Annotated in this window: 20 protein-coding genes; 9 read left to right on the top strand and 11 right to left on the bottom strand. The window is 38.8% G+C overall.

What is annotated here, in order from left to right; translation table 11 throughout:
- Positions 1 to 94: 94 nt before the first annotated feature.
- The 5 genes from HPS53_RS06705 to HPS53_RS06685 form a co-directional block, all read right to left on the bottom strand.
- Complete coding sequence (locus tag HPS53_RS06705; RefSeq protein WP_172205274.1) at positions 95 to 1,333, bottom strand: ABC transporter permease; 1,239 nt, start codon at positions 1,331 to 1,333, stop codon at positions 95 to 97.
- A 2-nt stretch (positions 1,334 to 1,335) separates the two neighbouring features.
- The gene (locus HPS53_RS06700) at positions 1,336 to 2,094 is read right to left on the bottom strand and encodes an ABC transporter ATP-binding protein (RefSeq protein WP_104369588.1); all 759 of its coding nucleotides are present in this window, start codon (positions 2,092 to 2,094) and stop codon (positions 1,336 to 1,338) included.
- Between the two features lie 3 nt (positions 2,095 to 2,097).
- Entirely contained in the window at positions 2,098 to 3,276 is a 1,179-nt protein-coding gene (locus HPS53_RS06695; RefSeq protein WP_172205272.1) for an efflux RND transporter periplasmic adaptor subunit, read from the bottom strand.
- 10 nt (positions 3,277 to 3,286) lie between these two features.
- Complete coding sequence (locus HPS53_RS06690; protein WP_172205270.1) at positions 3,287 to 4,630, bottom strand: TolC family protein; 1,344 nt, start codon at positions 4,628 to 4,630, stop codon at positions 3,287 to 3,289.
- Positions 4,631 to 4,780: 150 nt separating this feature from the next.
- Positions 4,781 to 5,380: a riboflavin synthase gene (locus HPS53_RS06685; protein ID WP_104369589.1), complete on the bottom strand. Its 600-nt coding sequence runs from the start codon at positions 5,378 to 5,380 to the stop codon at positions 4,781 to 4,783.
- A gap of 431 nt (positions 5,381 to 5,811) precedes the next feature.
- On the opposite strand from HPS53_RS06685, the gene map reads away from it, so the two are divergent.
- The 6 genes from map (at position 5,812) to HPS53_RS06655 (ending at position 9,015) form a co-directional block, all read left to right on the top strand.
- Entirely contained in the window at positions 5,812 to 6,672 is an 861-nt protein-coding gene (gene map, locus HPS53_RS06680; protein ID WP_104369590.1) for a type I methionyl aminopeptidase, read from the top strand.
- A gap of 3 nt (positions 6,673 to 6,675) precedes the next feature.
- A complete protein-coding gene (gene tsaD, locus HPS53_RS06675; protein WP_104369591.1) occupies positions 6,676 to 7,710 on the top strand; it encodes a tRNA (adenosine(37)-N6)-threonylcarbamoyltransferase complex transferase subunit TsaD in 1,035 nt (344 codons plus the stop codon).
- 7 nt (positions 7,711 to 7,717) lie between these two features.
- A complete protein-coding gene (locus tag HPS53_RS06670) occupies positions 7,718 to 8,236 on the top strand; it encodes a CinA family protein (RefSeq protein ID WP_172205268.1) in 519 nt (172 codons plus the stop codon).
- 143 nt (positions 8,237 to 8,379) lie between these two features.
- Complete coding sequence (gene rpmB / locus HPS53_RS06665; RefSeq protein ID WP_104369593.1) at positions 8,380 to 8,643, top strand: 50S ribosomal protein L28; 264 nt, start codon at positions 8,380 to 8,382, stop codon at positions 8,641 to 8,643.
- A 4-nt stretch (positions 8,644 to 8,647) separates the two neighbouring features.
- Complete coding sequence (rpmG, locus tag HPS53_RS06660; RefSeq protein ID WP_104369594.1) at positions 8,648 to 8,836, top strand: 50S ribosomal protein L33; 189 nt, start codon at positions 8,648 to 8,650, stop codon at positions 8,834 to 8,836.
- Between the two features lie 20 nt (positions 8,837 to 8,856).
- Positions 8,857 to 9,015 (top strand): DUF4295 domain-containing protein, encoded by a 159-nt coding sequence (locus HPS53_RS06655; protein WP_104369595.1) that lies wholly within the window; start codon positions 8,857 to 8,859, stop codon positions 9,013 to 9,015.
- A gap of 115 nt (positions 9,016 to 9,130) precedes the next feature.
- Here HPS53_RS06655 and HPS53_RS06650 read toward each other — a convergent pair whose 3' ends face one another.
- The 3 genes from HPS53_RS06650 to HPS53_RS06640 form a co-directional block, all read right to left on the bottom strand.
- A complete protein-coding gene (locus tag HPS53_RS06650) occupies positions 9,131 to 9,787 on the bottom strand; it encodes an MBL fold metallo-hydrolase (RefSeq protein ID WP_104369596.1) in 657 nt (218 codons plus the stop codon).
- A gap of 110 nt (positions 9,788 to 9,897) precedes the next feature.
- Entirely contained in the window at positions 9,898 to 10,518 is a 621-nt protein-coding gene (gene rsmG, locus HPS53_RS06645) for a 16S rRNA (guanine(527)-N(7))-methyltransferase RsmG (protein WP_216651896.1), read from the bottom strand.
- A gap of 2 nt (positions 10,519 to 10,520) precedes the next feature.
- The gene (locus HPS53_RS06640) at positions 10,521 to 11,312 is read right to left on the bottom strand and encodes an RsiV family protein (protein WP_172205265.1); all 792 of its coding nucleotides are present in this window, start codon (positions 11,310 to 11,312) and stop codon (positions 10,521 to 10,523) included.
- Between the two features lie 118 nt (positions 11,313 to 11,430).
- Between HPS53_RS06640 and HPS53_RS06635 the strand changes: the two genes are divergently transcribed.
- Both HPS53_RS06635 and panB read left to right on the top strand, forming a co-directional pair.
- Complete coding sequence (locus tag HPS53_RS06635) at positions 11,431 to 12,075, top strand: HAD family phosphatase (protein WP_104369599.1); 645 nt, start codon at positions 11,431 to 11,433, stop codon at positions 12,073 to 12,075.
- A gap of 15 nt (positions 12,076 to 12,090) precedes the next feature.
- The gene (gene panB / locus HPS53_RS06630; RefSeq protein ID WP_104369600.1) at positions 12,091 to 12,912 is read left to right on the top strand and encodes a 3-methyl-2-oxobutanoate hydroxymethyltransferase; all 822 of its coding nucleotides are present in this window, start codon (positions 12,091 to 12,093) and stop codon (positions 12,910 to 12,912) included.
- A 75-nt stretch (positions 12,913 to 12,987) separates the two neighbouring features.
- On the opposite strand, the gene HPS53_RS06625 is transcribed toward panB, so the two are convergent.
- Positions 12,988 to 14,649, bottom strand: a complete 1,662-nt coding sequence (locus HPS53_RS06625) for an AMP-binding protein (RefSeq protein WP_104369601.1) — start codon at positions 14,647 to 14,649, stop codon at positions 12,988 to 12,990.
- 15 nt (positions 14,650 to 14,664) lie between these two features.
- Positions 14,665 to 16,329 carry an AMP-binding protein gene (locus HPS53_RS06620; RefSeq protein ID WP_172205262.1) on the bottom strand — a complete coding sequence of 555 codons (1,665 nt, stop codon included), beginning with the start codon at positions 16,327 to 16,329 and terminating at the stop codon, positions 14,665 to 14,667.
- Positions 16,330 to 16,480: 151 nt separating this feature from the next.
- On the opposite strand from HPS53_RS06620, the gene HPS53_RS06615 reads away from it, so the two are divergent.
- Entirely contained in the window at positions 16,481 to 17,119 is a 639-nt protein-coding gene (locus tag HPS53_RS06615) for a hemolysin III family protein (RefSeq protein WP_172205260.1), read from the top strand.
- A gap of 706 nt (positions 17,120 to 17,825) precedes the next feature.
- On the opposite strand, the gene HPS53_RS06610 is transcribed toward HPS53_RS06615, so the two are convergent.
- Entirely contained in the window at positions 17,826 to 18,302 is a 477-nt protein-coding gene (locus tag HPS53_RS06610; RefSeq protein WP_172205257.1) for a helix-turn-helix domain-containing protein, read from the bottom strand.
- Positions 18,303 to 18,799 lie beyond the last annotated feature (497 nt).

The following is an 18,799-nucleotide window of genomic DNA, read 5'->3' as shown; positions in this document are numbered from 1 at the left end:
GAAAATTAACGGTGACATGAATATTGCAATCCATATCGCAGCGTGAATAATATATGTCAATTTGTTTTTGGTCATAATTATCAAACCTATACGCTTATTCGTATCTCAGAGCCTCAATAGGGTCAAGATTTGCCGCTTTTTTAGCCGGATACCATCCGAAAAATATTCCCGTGAACGTACATACCGCAAAGCTCATGACTATAGTCCATAATTGAATGGCTATCGGCCAGTGGACGAATGTTTGTATTGCGTAAGAGGCACTGACCCCTATTATTACCCCAATGACTCCACCTGTGACGCTTAACAGTACTGCTTCTATCAGGAATTGGTTAAGAATGTCTATCCCGCGTGCTCCCACGCTCATGCGAAGACCTATTTCTCTTGTACGTTCCGTAACGCTCACATACATGATGTTCATGATTCCTATGCCACCGACAATGAGTGAGATGCCGGCGACACATCCCAATAGGATGGTCAGCATGTTTGTGGTATTATTCATCATTGACGCCAGTTCCTCTTGAGAACGAATGTTGAAGTCATCTTCATCAGCGTCCGTTTTGTGGCTCTTGTCTTTTAATCTGTGTGTACGTCTCAATATCTCCCTTATTTCGCTTGTCGCATATTCGGTAGCTTCTTCTGTGATGGCAGAGCATTGTATACCGCTGAGATATGTCTGGGCCAGTATTCTTTTCATTACCGATGTATATGGAGCTAATACCAAATCGTCTTGATCCATACCCATTGAGTTGTATCCTTTCTTTTTAAGTATTCCGATTACCCTGAACGGGATGGAGTTAAATCTCACGATTTTTCCGATAGGTTCGCTGCCATCCGGAAAAAGATTATCGACTACCGTTTGCCCCAGCACACATACTTTTGCGCTCGTTTTTATATCTCCGTCATCAAACATTTCTCCATCCGAAATACTAATCTGCCTTATATCGAGATAATCCTGATTGACACCGTATATGGAAGAGGGCGTGTTTTCGTTGCCGTATATAAATTGTCCACCGCTGCTTACCATCGGACTGATTGCTTTTATATATTTGCATTCATCTTTTATCGCTTGATAATCATCCAGTTTTAGAGTCTCCATGGAAGACGCATCTTGTTTTACTCCACCTCTTCGATCTGCTCCTGGGTGTATCATAATCATATTTGAGCCCATTTCCGATATACTTGCCTGGATGCTCAACTTTGTTCCCTGGCCGACAGCAAGCATGGTTATCACCGATGCTATACCTATGATTATTCCCAAGGCGGTAAGGAAAGAACGCATCTTGTTGGCGGCGATGGCTTTCAACGCAATCTTAAATAGGTTTATATAGTTCATGATTAATCTTCTGTATTTGTGGGTAATGCGGCAAGACCCTCTGCTGCCGACAATATGTTATTATTGTATTCATCAGTTATGACCTTACCGTCCCGAAGCATAATATTGCGACTGGAATAATTGGCTATATCCGGGTTGTGAGTGACAAATATGATAGTGCGGCCTTCCTCATGCAGTTTTTGAAATAAAACAAGTATTTCAAACGAAGTCCTTGTATCAAGGTTGCCGGTAGCTTCGTCTGCAAGGATGACAGCCGGGTTGTTGACCAAAGCCCTCGCTATTGCTACTCGTTGCATCTGTCCGCCTGACATTTGATTTGATTTGTGGTAAAGCCGGTTGCCGAGTCCCACTGCATTCAGTGAGTCGATAGCCCGATTATTGCGTTCTGTCGCACTTATTTCACTGTTGTACATGAGTGGCAACTCGACATTTTCCACGCTTGTGGTTTTAGGTAGAAGGTTATAGTTTTGGAATATAAATCCTATTTTGCGGTTACGGAGAACGGCTCTTTGCGCTTTTGACATGCTTCTAACCGAAATGCCATCTAGCAGATACTCTCCACTTGACGGTGTATCAAGACAACCGAGTTGGTTAAGCAGTGTGGATTTTCCAGAACCAGACTTTCCCATTATCGTGACAAATTCGCCTTCGTATATTTTGAAGGAAACACCGCGCAGGGCATATACGATCTCGTCACCGACTACAAATTTGCGTTTGACGTTTTGTAGTTCTATGACTGCTTTTTTGTTTTTATCTACCATTTGTCATTGCTTTTTGTTGTTTCGCTTTGGTGGTCCAGGTGCAAAGGGAGAGCGTACATCTTCCTCTGAGTTTATTTCGTCGTCCTCGGGTTCTTTTATACCTGTGATAATAGTTGTTCCTTGTTTTATTCCTCTTAAAATCTCAGTATTAATGCCATCTGATATTCCTGTTTGTACATTGTGGGCTTGTAGGTTTTTTCCTTCTAATGTCCACACTTTGCTTTTTCCTTTTATGTCATTTATTTTATAGTCGCCGACAATATCCTTATCAGGTGAAAATTTCAAAGCTTTATTCTGAACACTCAGTACATTAGGTTTTTCGGCAGTGTATATTGTAACATTGGCGGTGAGTCCGGGTTTCAACTTTAAATCTGCATTTGGCGCACTTATGACGACTTCATAAGTAACGACATTATTGGTTGTAGTCGCTTCCTGTCGCACTTGGGTTACGCTTCCTTTAAAAATGTCATTAGGATATGCGTCAACGGTAAAAGTTACGCGCTTACCTTCTTTCACTTCACCAATATCCGCTTCATCAACATCGGCTACCACTCTCATATCGGTCAGGTCTTTTGCTATTTTAAACAGTTCCGGAGTATTGAAACTTGCTGCGACAGTCTGACCCTCTTCCACGGATTTTGATAATACGATTCCGTCGATAGGTGAGGTAATAGTGGCATATCCCAGGTTTGTTTGTGCTTTCTGCACCGTTTCTTTTGATGCGGCAACATTCTCCTTCGCTTTTAGATAGCTGAGTTTTGCGTTTTCATAATCTTCCGCGCTTATAAGTCCTTTTTTATATAATGTGTTGTATCTATTGAAATTTGAAGTCTCATAATTCAATGTACTTTGTGCGCTTGCCAAATTAGCTTTGGATGTATTTAATTCGCTGATTAGGTTTGTTTTATCCAACTCGGCTATTATTTGTCCTTTTTTGACAACACTGTTATAATCGACATGTAATTTGCTTACAATACCGGAAACCTGTGTTCCTACCGTGACAGATGTTACCGGTTCGATAGTACCTGTTGCGGTTATGCTGTTTCTAATTGTTGTTGACGATACAGTTGAAGTTTCAAAGGAGACCTGTGTCTTTTTATTGTTGCCTGATAACAGCCATGCTGTTGTTACGATTATGATTATGCCTCCTATTCCGAGCCATATTTTACTTATCCTTTTCATATTATTTATTTTAAATATCAATTTTATCACCTTTATAGAAGTTTAGAAGCTGAATATTTAGAATTGCCATGTATTTGCTTTGTAGCTTGTTGTATCGGGCATTTATCAAGTTTGTCTTTCCACTCATCAGTTCTATTATATTCTTCATGCCAAGTTCAAATTGTTCGCTTAGCAGTTCATAGCTAGCCTCCTCACTCCTCACATCGTCGATAGCGGCGATAAATTTCTGTTGGTTTGTTGTCGCATCCAACCAATACGAGTCTATGGTATAATAAATCTGTTTTTTCTTGTCTTCTAAATCTAGCATACTCTCTGCTTGTTCTATCTTGGCTTTACTTATGGCGGTCTTTGTCTTGCGATTATCCGATATAGGGATACTTATTGTTGCTCCTACCGATGCGTCGAAGTTTGTTTTCAATTGCGTGCCCCAGTTCTTTGATGTCATGGAAGTACTGCTTGTACCACCTCCACCTGTAATGCTTATCGTTGGCATATATCCGGCTTTGGCTATTGAAAGATTGGTATTGCCAGCCTCTATGGACAATATGCTTTTTCTTATTTCCGGTCTTAGGACTAATGCCGATTCATATATAGATTGCAATTGGGGAATGTCTGTCAATGCGTCTTCATCAGATATTTCAGGGGTGTGGATGTCGAAGTCATCGTTTCCCGTCAGTTCCAGCAACTGTTTCAATTGTAATTTATAGTTGGCCAAGTTGCTTTCCGCGTTTACTAAAGTATATTTGTCTGATGCGCGTTGAGCGGTTAGTTGTGCCAAGTCTGCTTTAGACATCTTGCCGACTTCCACTAATTCCCTGCCTCGTTCCTCATTTTTCACGCTTACAGCATAACTTTGATTAGCAACGGTAATTGCTTCTTTCATATATAGTATTTGTATGTATAGCTTAGCTATTTCCTCCTGTATGATGTTGGAATTTGTTTCAGTGTCCAACTCGGCTTGTTCTTCTGTTATTCTGTTCAGTTTGATATTGTTTATATTCCGGTTCCCATTCCATACAGTCCAATTAAGGTTAAGTCCATAACTTCCATTATAGTATGTTTTCTTTACACTTGTGGCTACCGTTCCGTTTGTGACAGTGCTTATTCCCATATCAGTCCATGGTCTATATCCCACAGATTGGTTTGTAGACAGGCTGATATTTGGTAATAAATCAGCCTTTGCTTGCTTAAGTCCTTCTGTAGCCGATTGTTTGGCGAGTTTTGATTTTTTCAGCATTATGTTGTTTTCCAAGGCATATTGTATACATTCATTCAATGTCCATTGCCTTGATGGCTGAGATTTGATACCGATTGAAATCAGTATTAATGCCGTTAGAATAAATCCTTTTTTCATTAGCTGCATATTATTAATATATTTTCTGTGACAAAGTTATCAATAATATATCAAATGTAAAAATAAAATATATCAATACTGTGAATTAATAGAATAAAGGCATCGAATATCCGATTATATTCGATGCCTTTAACATTTGTCTACATATAATTAAAATTGCTGTAATCGTGCGATGTATTTACCTATAATGTCAAATTCCAGATTAACGGTTGTTCCTACTTGGATGTCGCAAAAGTTGGTATGCTCAAATGTATATGGGATTATTGCAACTCTGAAAGAATTTAACGTGGAGTCACATACGGTTAGTGAAACTCCGTTGACGGTTATGCTGCCTTTTTCAACAGTGAGATATCCCTGACGTACCATTTCTTTATTCTCTTTATATTCAAAAGTGAAATATTTGCTACCATTGGCATCTTCAATTGCCGTACAGACTGCAGTCTCGTCAACATGACCTTGCACAATGTGGCCGTCCAGCCTGCCGTTCATCATCATTGAGCGTTCCACATTCACCTTATCACCGACAGTTAACAATCCCAAATTGCTGCGTTCGAGTGTCTCTTTCATTGCCGTAACAGTATACGTATCATCGACAATGTTGACAACCGTAAGACAAACTCCGTTATGCGCCACGCTTTGGTCTATTTTCAATTCTTTTGTGAATGAGCATTTCAGAGTGAAATCGATATTCTCCCTATCTCTGTTAATCTCTACTACGGTGGCAAACTCTTCTATAATTCCGGAAAACATTCTGATAATTATGATTATTGGGTTTAAATAAAAAAGGACGTATCGATGATGTGATGAAAACTCCTGTAAAATAAGGTTTGAGAACTCTCACTGACTTTGTAATCCACCGGCATCATACAATGCAACTCCGTTTATAATATAAGAGATGTGGCCCGCCATTGACAGGAGTATATTCTCGGTTTTCAATTTAATTGATGAGTATCCCAATCTAATCGATACGTCCTGTTCTTTCTCCTTTTCGTCATGCAAAGGTACTTATTAAATTTTATATGGCAAAGTGTTTAACTCTTTTTTATTTATATTCAAATTGCCGATGAATTCTACAACTAGGAATAAAAAGAATGGCAGTGAACTAAGAATTAATAAAGATATTCCGTTATTTATAGGAAAAGTTGTACTTTTGCAGTTGTTTTTATAACATCTATTGTTTTATGTTTGGAAAGAAGAAAAGATGGCATATAATCCGTGAACATGGCATCACTGAAATGGATAAAAAAGTGATGTATTGGGAGAATAAAGGGAAATTGGTGCCTACGCGTGAATTAATAAAAACTCCGGAACAGATAGAGGGTATTCGTAAGAGTGGCGTTATCAATACAGGTGTATTGGATGAGGTCGCAAAGCATATTCATGCAGGAATGACCACTCTTGAAATAGATAAGATATGCCATGACTACTGTATTTCTCATGGTGGAACGCCTGCATGTCTTGATTATGAGGGATTTCCCAGAAGTGTATGCACCAGCATAAACGAGGTCGTGTGTCATGGTATTCCGAAAGAGGAAGATGTATTGCAGGAAGGGGATATTGTGAATGTTGATTTCACGACTATACTCGACGGATATTATGCAGATGCATCACGTATGTTCATAATAGGTAAGACAACTCCTGAAAAAGAACAACTTGTAAGGGTGGCAAAAGAATGTCTCGAGATTGGAGCAGAGGCTGCCAAACCATATTGTTTTGTCGGAGACATTGGGCATGCGATACAAAAGCATGCCGACAAGTATAATTATGGAGTTGTACGTGATCTTTGCGGTCATGGGGTGGGGCTTTCATTTCATGAAGAACCGGAAGTGTCTCATTATGGATATCGTGGAACCGGCATGCTTTTGGTTCCAGGAATGGTATTTACCATTGAACCTATGATAAACATGGGGACATGGAAGGTATATATAGACGCTGATGATAAGTATGGATGGGAAGTGATTACAGGAGACGAAAAGCCAAGTGCACAATGGGAACATACATTCCTGATGACGGAACATGGTGTTGAGATTTTGACCAGATAAACTATGGCTGAGAATAAAAGTATATATATATTAGGTATAGAGAGCAGTTGTGACGACACCTCGGCGGCAGTGTTACGTGATGGAGTGTTATTGAGCAATATCACTGCAAGTCAGGATGTTCATCGTGCCTATGGAGGGGTGGTGCCGGAACTGGCATCAAGGGCACATCAGCAGAATGTGGTTCCAGTGGTTGACCAGGCTATCAGGCGTGCCGGAATAACGAAAGAGCAGTTGTCGGCTATTGCTTTTACGCGCGGCCCAGGTTTGATGGGCTCTCTGCTTGTAGGTGTGAGTTTTGCAAAGGGGTTGGCAAGGTCTCTTGGTATTCCCATGATAGACGTAAATCACCTTCAAGGTCACGTCATGGCCCATTTCATTAAAGAAACGGATGATGACAAATCGGCTCCCCCAATGCCATTTCTTTGTTTATTGGTGAGTGGGGGCAATTCTCAGATAGTCAAGATTTCAGCATATAATGAAATGGAGGTTCTAGGACAGACCATAGATGACGCGGCTGGTGAGGCGATAGACAAATGTTCGAAAGTGATGGGACTCGGGTATCCTGGCGGTCCTATAATAGATAAGCTTGCCCGTCAAGGTAATCCATATGCCTATAAGTTTGCAGAGCCGCAGATACCTGGGTTGGATTATAGTTTCAGCGGATTGAAGACATCTTTTCTTTATTCTCTTCGCGATTGGGTGACCGACGAGCCGGATTTTATCGAGAAGCATAAAGAGGATATAGCAGCAAGCCTGGAATATACCATTGTGGATATTCTGATGAAAAAAATACGTAAAGCCGTGAAACAAACGGGAATAAAACATGTTGCCGTGGCGGGAGGAGTAAGTGCGAATAACGGTTTGAGGGCGGCTTTCCGTGAGCATGCCGATAAGTATGGATGGACTATTTACATACCGAAATTCAGTTATACAACAGACAATGCGGCTATGATTGGAATTACAGGCTATTTTAAGTATAAAGACGGAGACTTCTGCTCGATAGATAAGCCCGCCTTTTCAAAAGTTACGTTTAAATAACAATACAATGGATTTTGAAAGTAAAATAATAAGCAGGGAGGTTAGTCAACTGCTTTGGGAAAAAGAAAAAACAGTGGGAACGGCCGAGAGTTGCACCGGAGGACGTATTGCCGAGGCAATAATATCAGTGCCCGGTGCTTCAAAGTATTTCAAGGGTGGCATTATATCATACACAAATGAAGTTAAAGAGCATTTATTAGCAGTCTCTCATGAGTTAATAGAAGAAAAAACGGCTGTTTGTGAGGAAGTTGCGGTTGCTATGGTGAAAGGTGCATGTGCTACATTGGCAACCGATTATGCAATTGCAGCGACAGGAATCGCAGGTCCGACCGGTGGTTCTAAGGATGTTCCGGTTGGTACGATTTGGATTGCTTGCGGCACACCGCAGGTCGTAAAGACATTCAAAGTAGAGGAAGATCATGGTCGTGATATAAATCTTGCCATTGCGACAAGTAAGGCAATGTCCATGTTTTGGGAATTCCTTAAAGAGGAAGGAGAAGATATTGAGGCAGAGGAAACCAAATAATAGTCAACAAGTTGGCTTGAATATAAATATTTCTTAAAATATATATTCTTTAATACAAAAGTTTGGCTTTTCTGAAAAATAATGCTAACTTTGCACCCTGTTTGGAATAAGTTACAAAAAAGGAAACAAAAAATTAGATAGAAATGTCGAAAGTTTGCCAGATTACAGGAAAGAAGGCACAGATAGGTTGTAATGTGTCTCACTCAAAGCATCGCACAAAGCGCAGTTTTGATGTAAACCTTTTCAGCAAGAAATTCTACTATGTGGAGGAGGAATGCTGGATTAGCTTGAAAGTAAGTGCTGCAGGTTTGCGCTTAATTAATAAAGTAGGTCTTGACGCTGCGTTGAAGCAGGCTGTTGCCAAAGGATTCTGCGAGTGGAAAGATATTAAAGTAATAGGAGATTAATACCATGGCAAAGAAAGCTAAAGGCAATAGAGTGCAGGTTATTCTTGAATGCACTGAGATAAAGAACAGTGGTATGCCGGGTACAAGCCGTTACGTAACCACAAAGAATCGCAAGAATACTCCGGAGCGTATGGAATTGATGAAGTACAATCCTATCTTGAAGAAGATGACACTCCACAAGGAGATTAAATAATTTAAATAAGCACTTAAAACATGGCAAAGAAAACCGTCGCAACCCTCCATGAAGGCTCAAAGGATGGTCGCGCTTACACAAAAGTTATTAAGATGGTAAAAAGCCCGAAGACAGGTGCTTACATCTTTGATGAGCGAATGGTTCCCAACGAAGCTGTAAAAGACTTCTTCAAGAACTGATTTTATTTATAGGATATATAAAAAACGGGGTTATGAATCATTCTCATAACCCCGTTTTTATTATCTTTTTTTATTGTAGAAAAATATAAAAACTAGTTTGTTTTAAGTTATTGTATTATAGTTCAATATTATTTATATATGGATTCATTGCGATTTCTTCTCCGATTGTCGTTTTAGGGCCATGACCAGGCAATATGACAGTGTCTTTGGGTAATACTTTTGATATTTTCATCAGACTGTCTTGTATGTCCGAATAGCTACCAAAGTCGAAGTCAGTGCGTCCTATGCTCATACGAAATAAAGTATCTCCTGAAAATGCGATATTTTCATCCTCGCAATAGTAAAAAACAGAACCGGGAGTATGGCCTGGGGTCGGTATGATTGTTAGTTTGTGGGAACCGAAAGATATGTTGTCATCGTCTTTTAAATATTTGCCTACCGAAGGAAAGTCATAATTCAAGCGATAGTTGCAGAAACTCATGGCCTGTTCTTTCAGGCTGTTCATAAGACATTCGTCTTTATAATATACTTCCGGTTGAATTCCCAAATACTCAAATATGGTGTTATTACCAAAGTTGTGGTCTATATGCGCATGGGTGGCAAGCAGATGCTTTATGGTTATTTTGTTATTTGTGATATAATCAATGATTGCCTTACGCTCTTCTTTAGAAAACGTACCACAATCAATAATGACACCATCTTTGGTTTCATCACTTACTACATAACTGTTTTCCTGAAAAGGATTACATACAAATCTTTCTATATTCAACATTCTGATTTATTATTATATTCATATTTATAGATAATAGTTATATTTAAAGTAAGAATTTATACTTTATCAAGATTTTAAGAAGGCTGAAACCAATGCTAAATAGCATGAATTCATATAGGCAGATAAACAACATATTTGCCTTTGAACCATTCTTCGGTGAACCAATCTACAATTTCAGTAGTTTCCACAATGTTTTTATATGGACGCAATTCCTCTTGCAATTCACCTCCTTTAAGGCTGATTATTCCATTCGGAATGGCGTTTTTATTTATCCTTGATATATTTTTATGCATTATTTTTGTCAGATCGGATAGGGGCATTACCGCACGACTGACAATGAAATCATATTTATTTCTTTCATCTTCACCTCTCAAATGCTCTGGAAAGCAGTTCTTAAGCCCGATACTTCTTACTATTTCAGTCGCCACACGGATTTTCTTTCCAGTTCCGTCAATTAGCTTGAACCTACATTCAGGGAACATGATAGCCAGTGGAATGCCAGGAAATCCCCCTCCGGTTCCAAAGTCAAGGACATTTGTTCCTGGTTTAAATGTGATGTATTTGGCAATGGCAAGTGAATGAAGGACATGATGCTCATACAGATTTTCGATGTCCTTACGGGATATTACATTGATTTTCGTATTCCAATCAAAATACAAATCATAAAGAGCCTCGAATTGTTCTATCTGTCTTTCTGTTATATTCGGAAAGTATTTAAGTAGTTTTTTCATTATTATTTCTTTAATAAATCATTAATATCTGAATATGGTATGTCTAATTCTGTAATGCCATTTGAATATGGGGCTATTTCATATACATTATATATGAATGTGATTGAATGTTCTTTCATAATGAAATTGTCAGATGGAAAAATATCTGTTGTGCACAAATACCCTTTGTTTTGCAATTCAAGAATACCAGTGGCTTCGGTCTTTTGTTCAAGTGCATTAAACAAAATGTCGTTAAGTCGCCTTTCAAATCCGGGTACAAATATGTCTTTCAGATATATATTTTTTCCTGTACTAACATCAAAATTCATGGAAAAGATCTGCTTTATACCATGTGCTCCGCCCTCATAGAAATCTAATGTTGCTATATATGCTGTATAATCATCGTGTTCTTGTATTATTTCTGTTGATATGGAGTATCTGTATTCATACCATTTATGTTTGGATTTATCGTTTTTATCATGCTTATAAAGTGGAGCCAAGGTTTTAATATACCCTTTACAATATTGACAAATAAAAGAATCCACTGCTTGTTCCATCGGAACGTTGCTGATATCCAAAAGCCTTTTTGATATTGTGTTATTTATATTTGTACCTCTGTTGCTATTGTCTTTAATGTAATGAACGGAAAGCTTGACGTTGCATGATGGTGCATTTGGACTTTGGTCAATATATAAAGTCTTGTTTTTATTTATTTTTTGAAAATCAAGTAGTTTTTCGTTTTCAATGCCGGAGGAACATGAACACAATATAAATAATAAAACGATAACTGATGTTATGGTACAATTTGGTTTCATAAAAACTGGATGAGAATATTAAATGCAAATATAGTACAAATACAACTAAATACAAAATAAAATATGAGTTATTATAATAAAAATAACTAACTTTGCAGACCTAAAAAACAATAAGTAAATGAGTAAGTTTAAAGCAGCCTTGTTTGATTTGGATGGTGTGGTATTTGATACTGAGCCGCAGTATACATTCTTTTGGGGAAAGCAATGTCGTGAGTTTCATCCAGAGAGGCCAGGATTGGAAAAAGATATAAAGGGACAGACATTAACACAGATTTTTAATAAGCATTTCTGTGGGGATTTGGAAGCTGCACAGCAACTAATAACGAACAGACTGAATGCTTTTGAGAAAGAGATGTCATTTGATTATGTTACAGATTTTGATTGTTTTGTAAGTCTATTACGTGAGAATGGAATAAAAACAGCTGTAGTTACAAGTTCAAACAATGCGAAGATGCAGAGTGTCTATGCGAAACATCCTGAGTTTAAAGGCTTGTTTGACGCAATTCTTACATCGGAAAATTTCACGCAAAGTAAGCCACATCCGGATTGCTATTTGACGGCCTCAAAGCTTTTCGAACTTGAGCCAAAAGACTGTATTGTATTTGAGGATAGTTTTAATGGCTTGAAATCCGGTCGTGCAGCCGGAATGAAGGTGATCGGATTGTCTACTACCAATACTCCAGAAGCAATAAAACCGTATTCCGATATGGTAATAGCCGACTACTCGAAACTGAGCATAGAGACATGTGAGAGTTTATTATAATCTAAATATTGAATTATGGCAGGCTATTTAATTAGTGATATGCGTAAGGTTACGACGCATCGTTTTATTGAGATGAAGCAGAAAGGAGAGAAAATATCAATGCTTACATCATATGATTATACAACAGCCGGGATTGTAGACAAAGCTGGTGTAGATTGTATTTTGGTCGGCGATTCGGCTTCAAATGTAATGGTTGGCAATACTACAACATTGCCAATGACGGTTGATCAGATGATTTATCATGCCCGCTCTGTCATGAGAGCTGTAAATCGTGCTCTTGTTGTCTGTGACATGCCGTTTGGCAGTTATCAGGCTGATTGCTACGATGGGGTGAGAAATGCTATTCGCATTATGAAAGAAAGCGGATGCGATGCCTTGAAACTTGAAGGCGGAATTGAAATTATTGATACAATAAAGCGTATTCTTGATGCCGGTATTCCCGTGATGGGACATCTAGGTTTGACTCCTCAAAGTATTAATAAATTCGGTACTTATACCGTTCGTGCTAAGGAAGAGGCAGAAGCAGAGAAACTTCTTAGTGACGCAAAAGCGCTCGATGAAGTAGGTTGTTTCGGTGTCGTTTTAGAGAAAATTCCGGCTAAACTAGCCTCAGTGGTATCCAAGGAAATTTCTGTTCCGACAATAGGCATTGGTGCAGGAAATGGGACTGATGGCCAAGTTCTTGTTGTTGCCGACATGTTGGGTATGACCCAAGGATTCAGTCCACGCTTTTTACGTCGGTATGCAGACCTAAACGGCATAATGACCGAGGCAATAGGCCATTATGTTGATGATGTAAAGAATGGAGATTTTCCAAATGAAAAAGAATCATATTAAGATTCATAACAATCAAAAAAATGCTCGAAGATTTATTTGTCTTCGAGCATTTTTTTGATTGTTATTTGTATTCCTCTATTTGTATATAAATCTTCTTATACTCTTCTTGGGCGTTTTTTCGAATTCCTGTTCATGTATTTCAATATCTGACAATCTGGAATATGCGGGTAGTATATTATTTAGTTCCACTCTGTTTTGTTCCATAATTCTTTGAAGTTCGTCATTATCAGTTCCCACTGCATCAGCCTCTTCGTAGTCTGGATATATAAGGGCTACGAGTTTATTATCGCGTTGTACCACAATGCTTTCTATAACCATGGGCATAGAATTAAGTTTATCTTCTATTTCCTCTGGATAGATATTCTGGCCATTAGAACCGAGAAGCATATTTTTTGAACGTCCCTTTATGAATATATTGCCTTCATTGTCCATTACACCTAGGTCTCCGGTGTGATACCACCCTTGTCTGTCTATTGCCTGTTCTGTTGCTTCCTCATTTTTATAATATCCCAGCATTACATTGAGTCCGCGTACAAGAATCTCTCCAGGAATATTATTAGGGTCTGAACTGTCTATTTTGACATCCATGTGAACGACCGCACGCCCACAGCTTCCAGGAATGAAAGTCTTATAGTCCGAGTACGATATTATTGGTGCGCATTCAGTCGCCCCATATCCAACAGTATATGGAAATTCAATCTTTTTTAAGAATGCCTCAACCTCTTGATTAAAAGCCGCTCCTCCGATTATTATTTCATAAAGATTCCCTCCAAATGCATTAAGAACCTGCTCTCTTATTTTCTGCAGTACTTTTTTGTTTATAATAGGCATGTTGAGCAGAAGTTTTATGCGGTTATTTTGAAGTTTTGGGAGTACTTTCTTCTTGATAATCTTCTCTATTACCAGCGGAACGGCAATTATGATTGATGGCTTTATATCAGCAAATGCCTGTGCTATAATAGCGGGGCTTGGTATTCTTGTAAGATAATAAATATGGCATCCGTGCATAAATTCAAATATAAATTCGAATGCCATACCATACATATGTGCCATCGGGAGTATGCTTATGACCTTGTCGCCACGTTTGATAGTTTTGCCAAGAACTCCTTTGGCAAAATCGTAATTGCTCCATAATGCCCGATAAGGAATCATCACACCTTTTGAAAATCCAGTTGTCCCACTTGTATAATTTATCATGGCCAACTCTTCGCTGTTTGTCTCTTTATAATAATGTACATGCTCCTTACGGAAAAATTTAGGATACTTTTTTCCAAACATTTCATTTAGATGTTCACGTGCATATGTCAGTTTATCAGTCCTCGATACAGCAAGCGAATAGTCCGGTATGTTTATAATACCTTCAAGAAGTGGCATTTTGGTTGCATCTATTATTGTTGCGACGATATCTCCTGTAAATAGAAACTTGGCCTCACTGTGATTGACAATATTATGAATTTGGTCAGCAGTAAATTCATGTAGGATTGGAACGGCAACGGCACCATAGGTCAATGTTGCTAAAAATGCTACGGCCCAATTAGCACAATTTCTTCCACATAATGCAATTTTATCACCTCGTTCCACTCCGCCATTTTCAAACATGATGTGCAGTTTTTCTATTTTCCTTGCCACATCATGATATTGCAGTGTCGCTCCTTTATAGTCGGTAAGGGCATCAAATTCCCAATTGTCGACAATGCTTTTTTCTATTATCGCATTAAAACTCGGTATTGTTTGCATGGTGGAATTTTTTGATTATACGTCTTTGTAAAGATATCTTTTGATACTCTTTTTGGGAGTCTTTTCAAATTCATTCTTATGGATCTGTATCGCTGACAATCTGCTATAAGCCGGTAAGCTATTGTTTACTTCCAATCTGTTCTGTTCCATGACATGTTCGATGTCTTCCATGTCAAGCCCCATTATTTTAGCTTCTTCAAAATCAGGATGAACAAGAGCTACAAGTTTTTCTCCCTTTTGAATAATAATACACTCGCTTATCAATGCCATTGAGTTCAGCTTATCCTCAAGTTCTTCTGGATATACATTCTGGCCGTTCGATCCAAGTAGCATGTTTTTAATGCGTCCCCTAATAAATACATGCCCATCGGCACTCATTGTGCCTAAATCTCCCGTATGATACCATCCTTCATTGTCAAGTACGGCTCTTGTCGCTTCCTCATTCTTATAATATCCAAGCATCACGTTTGTGCCTCGTGTGATAATTTCTCCGGGTATATTCTCCGGGTCATTGCTGTTTATTTTCACTTCCATGTGTTCTACAGGTGTACCGCAACTTCCGGGTATGAAGTCTTTATAGTCGCTGAATGTAATGAGCGGTGCGCATTCGGTCGCTCCATATCCCACCGTAATTGGGAATTCTATGCTTTTTAAGAAACTCTCTATTTCCTGATTTAGTGCGGCTCCCCCGACAACGACCTCGTATGCGTTTCCGCCAAGTGCCTGATGAACACTCTCACATATTTTCTGCTTTATCTTTTTACTGATTACAGGCATGTTGAGCAGCAATCTCATTCTATGGTTTTGTATTTTGGGGAAAACACTTTTGCGTATTATTTTTTCAATAATAAGCGGTACTGATATTATTATTGCAGGTTTTACATCATTGAAAGCCTGTGCTATGATTGCGGGGGACGGCAGGCGGGTGAGGAAAAACAGATGGCATCCGTGACAGAATGGAAATATGAACTCCACTGCCATACCATACATGTGTGCCATCGGTAAGATACTCAATGTGTTGCTGCCTTGTTTTATATGTGTACCAATTGTGGTGATACAGAAATCAAGATTGCCCCATAATGCCCTGTAAGGTAACATTACACCTTTTGAAAATCCTGTCGTACCACTTGTGTAGTTAATAAGCGCAAGCTCTTCCGCACTATCCTTGTAGTATTTCACATCATCAGCTCTGAAAGCTTTTGGATATTTCTTTCCGAAAAGTTCATTAAGATGTTCGCGTGCGAACGTCAATTTTTTCGAGCGTGAAATCATCAGTGAATAATCTGGAATGTTGATTATTCCTTCAAGTGACGGCATACTTTCTGGAATGACAGATTTCACCACCACATCACCGACAAAAAGCAATTTTGCCTCGCTATGGTTTACAATATTATGTATCTGCTCTGAATTAAACTCGTGAAGGATTGGCACAGCCACTGCTCCATAGGTCAATGTGGCAAAAAAAACTACAGCCCAATGTGCGCTGTTCCGGCCACAAATAGCTATGCGGTCACCACATTCGACACCACTATGCTGGAATAGTATATGTAATTTTTCTATTTTTCTTGCAACATCATGATATTGCAGTGTTGCTCCCTGATAATCTGTGAGAGCATCAAGATGCCAGTTATTTACGATACTTTCCTCTATATATGAGTTAAAACTTTTAAAAGATGTCATTGCACAAAAATCAAAAATATGTGCAAAGATACTCTATTTTCTGCACATTTCCAAATTAAATGTGCAAAAATTATAGTCTCTTTATCCATTTGGCGGCTGATACCATGAAAGCATACTGGGCCAAACCAAAATTTATCTGTATCTTTGTAGTATGAAACAGGAGATAAAGAAAAGAACGTATGAAGAGATTTTCAACACATTTACTCATTTGGCTGGAGTGGTATTGACACTTTCTTTAGCATGGATAATTTTGGATTTGGGATATAATTTAGGTTGGCAACATGCTTTCGGAGTCACTGTTTTTACTTGTGGCATGATTATAATGTTTGCTTTCAGTACTATCTATCATTGGTGGATGCCTGGCAAATACAAGCAGTGGTTACGCATATTTGACCACATTGGAATATATGTGATGATTGCCGCATCATACACTCCCATATGTATAGGCGTGGTTGGCGGAGCCTTGGGGTGGGCTGTTTTTGGATTTTTATGGTTTGTTGTCATTTTAGGAACAGTATATAAATTGAAAGCCTTAGGAAAATATCCCAAACTGTCACTCTTCATTTATTTATTGCTGGGATGGTCTGGTGTGATAATAGTCAAACCAATCTGTATGAGTCTGCCGGCAGCCGCACTTTGGTTAATACTTGCGGAAGGTTTGTTTTATACTTCAGGCACATATTTTTATGCCAATGACAAACGGCCGTTTTATCATGGTATTTGGCATATTTTTGTTTTGTTGGGAGCAGCGTGCCATTGGAGTGCCGTATTAGTAATGTTAAAACTTTAGGATGCTAATTGAAAAAACATTCTTAGATAGCTTTCTTTGCAATTCAAAAGAATTTAAGCTGTAAAATGATTATACCTTAAGTCGTAACTTTAACAGGCTAATTTATAGTATATTATGATTATGTAGCTAAATTGTTTTATTTTTTTAAGACAAAATCGTGTTTATTGCCATCGATTAATTTATAATAATTTTATACTTGGATACTTGCTTGTATTGCATTTGATAATCCATTGTAATGCGATGGGACACTAAATTCGTTATAATTGGTATCTAGATGCAGTGTTCCCCCCCCCCAAAAAAAAATTAAGAAAGCTTTTTAAGCCTTGTGGACGCATTTTGAGACGCAAGACAAACTCCCACGCAACAAAAGAAAACCCGTCAGGACGAAAGGAAACGGTAAAAACACAAACGAAGAGAAATACCGGCTCAAGCCGAAATACCTGCAATATCACAATAACCGTTTTAACTCATAGATACACTTAAAACAACAGATGGAAAATATACGCGGCAGAAGCCACGAAAAGGATAAAATAACGAATGCTGGAATATAATGCCCATTCATAACAACCGTATTTCAAAAAAATAAAAAATTAAGAATGAGGGTAGCATCTATGGATGCGATTATAAAAACCGGGGGCTTTGTTGCAATGTTATAAAAGCCTGTATAACGCCCCTATTTAACTGTAAGGATTTCGATTTTATGCGCTCAAATCGCTTTATTTATGCTTGTGCGGTTCGGTATGTTGGTGGCTTTGGTTGGCTTACGCTCGCCTTTTGGTCTGCGTCGGAAGTCGGGGCGCCTGCGGTGACGGTGCAGTTCCCCGCTTTCATCAGCGTTTATAATGTTGTAGACGGTCTGTATGGATACGGAAACACTTTCTTTAGCCAACACGCCACGGACTTGTTCGGGAGACCATTGATGGTCAATAATCATCTGTTTTATACGCCACACCATCACGCTGTCGAGCTTCTTGCTGGATGTGGTACGCTTTCTGCGCTCAAGGGCTTTTGCATGAGCCTTTTCCCACAGATAGTTGCCTTTGGCTGTGGAATTGCGTTTTAGCTCACGGCAAAGTGTTGACTGACTGCACCCTACAATGATGGCGATTTCTTTTCTCTGAGTTTTTCTTTGCAGTAAGGCGAAAATTTGCGACCTTTGCTGCGAGGTTAATTGTCTGTACATTAGTGAAACAAAGTTAGTTAATCTCAGGGAAACTTCGGTTTCCCTTTTTTGTTCTGTATTGCCAGTATATCCTGCTGCTGGCCGCCCCCGCCGCTTGGGCATCTCCTCGCCAGAAGGAGAGAGGAGAATGAGTAATTCTTATCTCAATGTTTTGCACTTCGATTTGGAATCTTCAAAAGGGAATAAAAAGCAACTCCACAAATAAAGATAATGAGAAGAACAAAGAGGCGAAAAGGTTTCAAGCCTTTGCTTAATATATATAACACGAGCCGCACGAGCACCGAAAGCGGTATATAAGATAAGGCGCATAAACCTAATAACGTTGTGACGTGTCCGACGGTTTAAGGGAATTTAATAAACGTGTTTTATGTATGAACAAAAAAACAGGATGCCGTAAACATCCTGTTTGAAGTCCTGAATATTTCAGGCAAAGGCGAACGGCCTTAACCGTTCATAAAAACCGTTTAAGCAAATGGCATTGAAATTTGTTTTGCGTT

The organism is Prevotella sp. PTAC, assembly GCF_013166535.1.
In the GTDB taxonomy this organism is placed as follows: Bacteria; Bacteroidota; Bacteroidia; order Bacteroidales; family Bacteroidaceae; genus Prevotella.
Note: the sequence above shows the minus strand (reverse complement) of the source record. Positions and strands in the feature narration are given on the sequence as shown.

What these genes read in the sequence shown, in the direction of transcription:
- HPS53_RS06705 (WP_172205274.1), bottom strand. Translation starts at nt 1,333, where the DNA reads ATGAACTATATAAACCTATTTAAGATTGCGTTGAAAGCCATCGCCGCC.
- HPS53_RS06700 (WP_104369588.1), bottom strand. Translation starts at nt 2,094, where the DNA reads ATGGTAGATAAAAACAAAAAAGCAGTCATAGAACTACAAAACGTCAAA.
- HPS53_RS06695 (WP_172205272.1), bottom strand. Translation starts at nt 3,276, where the DNA reads ATGAAAAGGATAAGTAAAATATGGCTCGGAATAGGAGGCATAATCATA.
- HPS53_RS06690 (WP_172205270.1), bottom strand. Translation starts at nt 4,630, where the DNA reads ATGAAAAAAGGATTTATTCTAACGGCATTAATACTGATTTCAATCGGT.
- HPS53_RS06685 (WP_104369589.1), bottom strand. Translation starts at nt 5,380, where the DNA reads ATGTTTTCCGGAATTATAGAAGAGTTTGCCACCGTAGTAGAGATTAAC.
- map (WP_104369590.1), top strand. Translation starts at nt 5,812, where the DNA reads ATGTTTGGAAAGAAGAAAAGATGGCATATAATCCGTGAACATGGCATC.
- tsaD (WP_104369591.1), top strand. Translation starts at nt 6,676, where the DNA reads ATGGCTGAGAATAAAAGTATATATATATTAGGTATAGAGAGCAGTTGT.
- HPS53_RS06670 (WP_172205268.1), top strand. Translation starts at nt 7,718, where the DNA reads ATGGATTTTGAAAGTAAAATAATAAGCAGGGAGGTTAGTCAACTGCTT.
- rpmB (WP_104369593.1), top strand. Translation starts at nt 8,380, where the DNA reads ATGTCGAAAGTTTGCCAGATTACAGGAAAGAAGGCACAGATAGGTTGT.
- rpmG (WP_104369594.1), top strand. Translation starts at nt 8,648, where the DNA reads ATGGCAAAGAAAGCTAAAGGCAATAGAGTGCAGGTTATTCTTGAATGC.
- HPS53_RS06655 (WP_104369595.1), top strand. Translation starts at nt 8,857, where the DNA reads ATGGCAAAGAAAACCGTCGCAACCCTCCATGAAGGCTCAAAGGATGGT.
- HPS53_RS06650 (WP_104369596.1), bottom strand. Translation starts at nt 9,787, where the DNA reads ATGTTGAATATAGAAAGATTTGTATGTAATCCTTTTCAGGAAAACAGT.
- rsmG (WP_216651896.1), bottom strand. Translation starts at nt 10,518, where the DNA reads ATGAAAAAACTACTTAAATACTTTCCGAATATAACAGAAAGACAGATA.
- HPS53_RS06640 (WP_172205265.1), bottom strand. Translation starts at nt 11,312, where the DNA reads ATGAAACCAAATTGTACCATAACATCAGTTATCGTTTTATTATTTATA.
- HPS53_RS06635 (WP_104369599.1), top strand. Translation starts at nt 11,431, where the DNA reads ATGAGTAAGTTTAAAGCAGCCTTGTTTGATTTGGATGGTGTGGTATTT.
- panB (WP_104369600.1), top strand. Translation starts at nt 12,091, where the DNA reads ATGGCAGGCTATTTAATTAGTGATATGCGTAAGGTTACGACGCATCGT.
- HPS53_RS06625 (WP_104369601.1), bottom strand. Translation starts at nt 14,649, where the DNA reads ATGCAAACAATACCGAGTTTTAATGCGATAATAGAAAAAAGCATTGTC.
- HPS53_RS06620 (WP_172205262.1), bottom strand. Translation starts at nt 16,329, where the DNA reads ATGACATCTTTTAAAAGTTTTAACTCATATATAGAGGAAAGTATCGTA.
- HPS53_RS06615 (WP_172205260.1), top strand. Translation starts at nt 16,481, where the DNA reads ATGAAACAGGAGATAAAGAAAAGAACGTATGAAGAGATTTTCAACACA.
- HPS53_RS06610 (WP_172205257.1), bottom strand. Translation starts at nt 18,302, where the DNA reads ATGTACAGACAATTAACCTCGCAGCAAAGGTCGCAAATTTTCGCCTTA.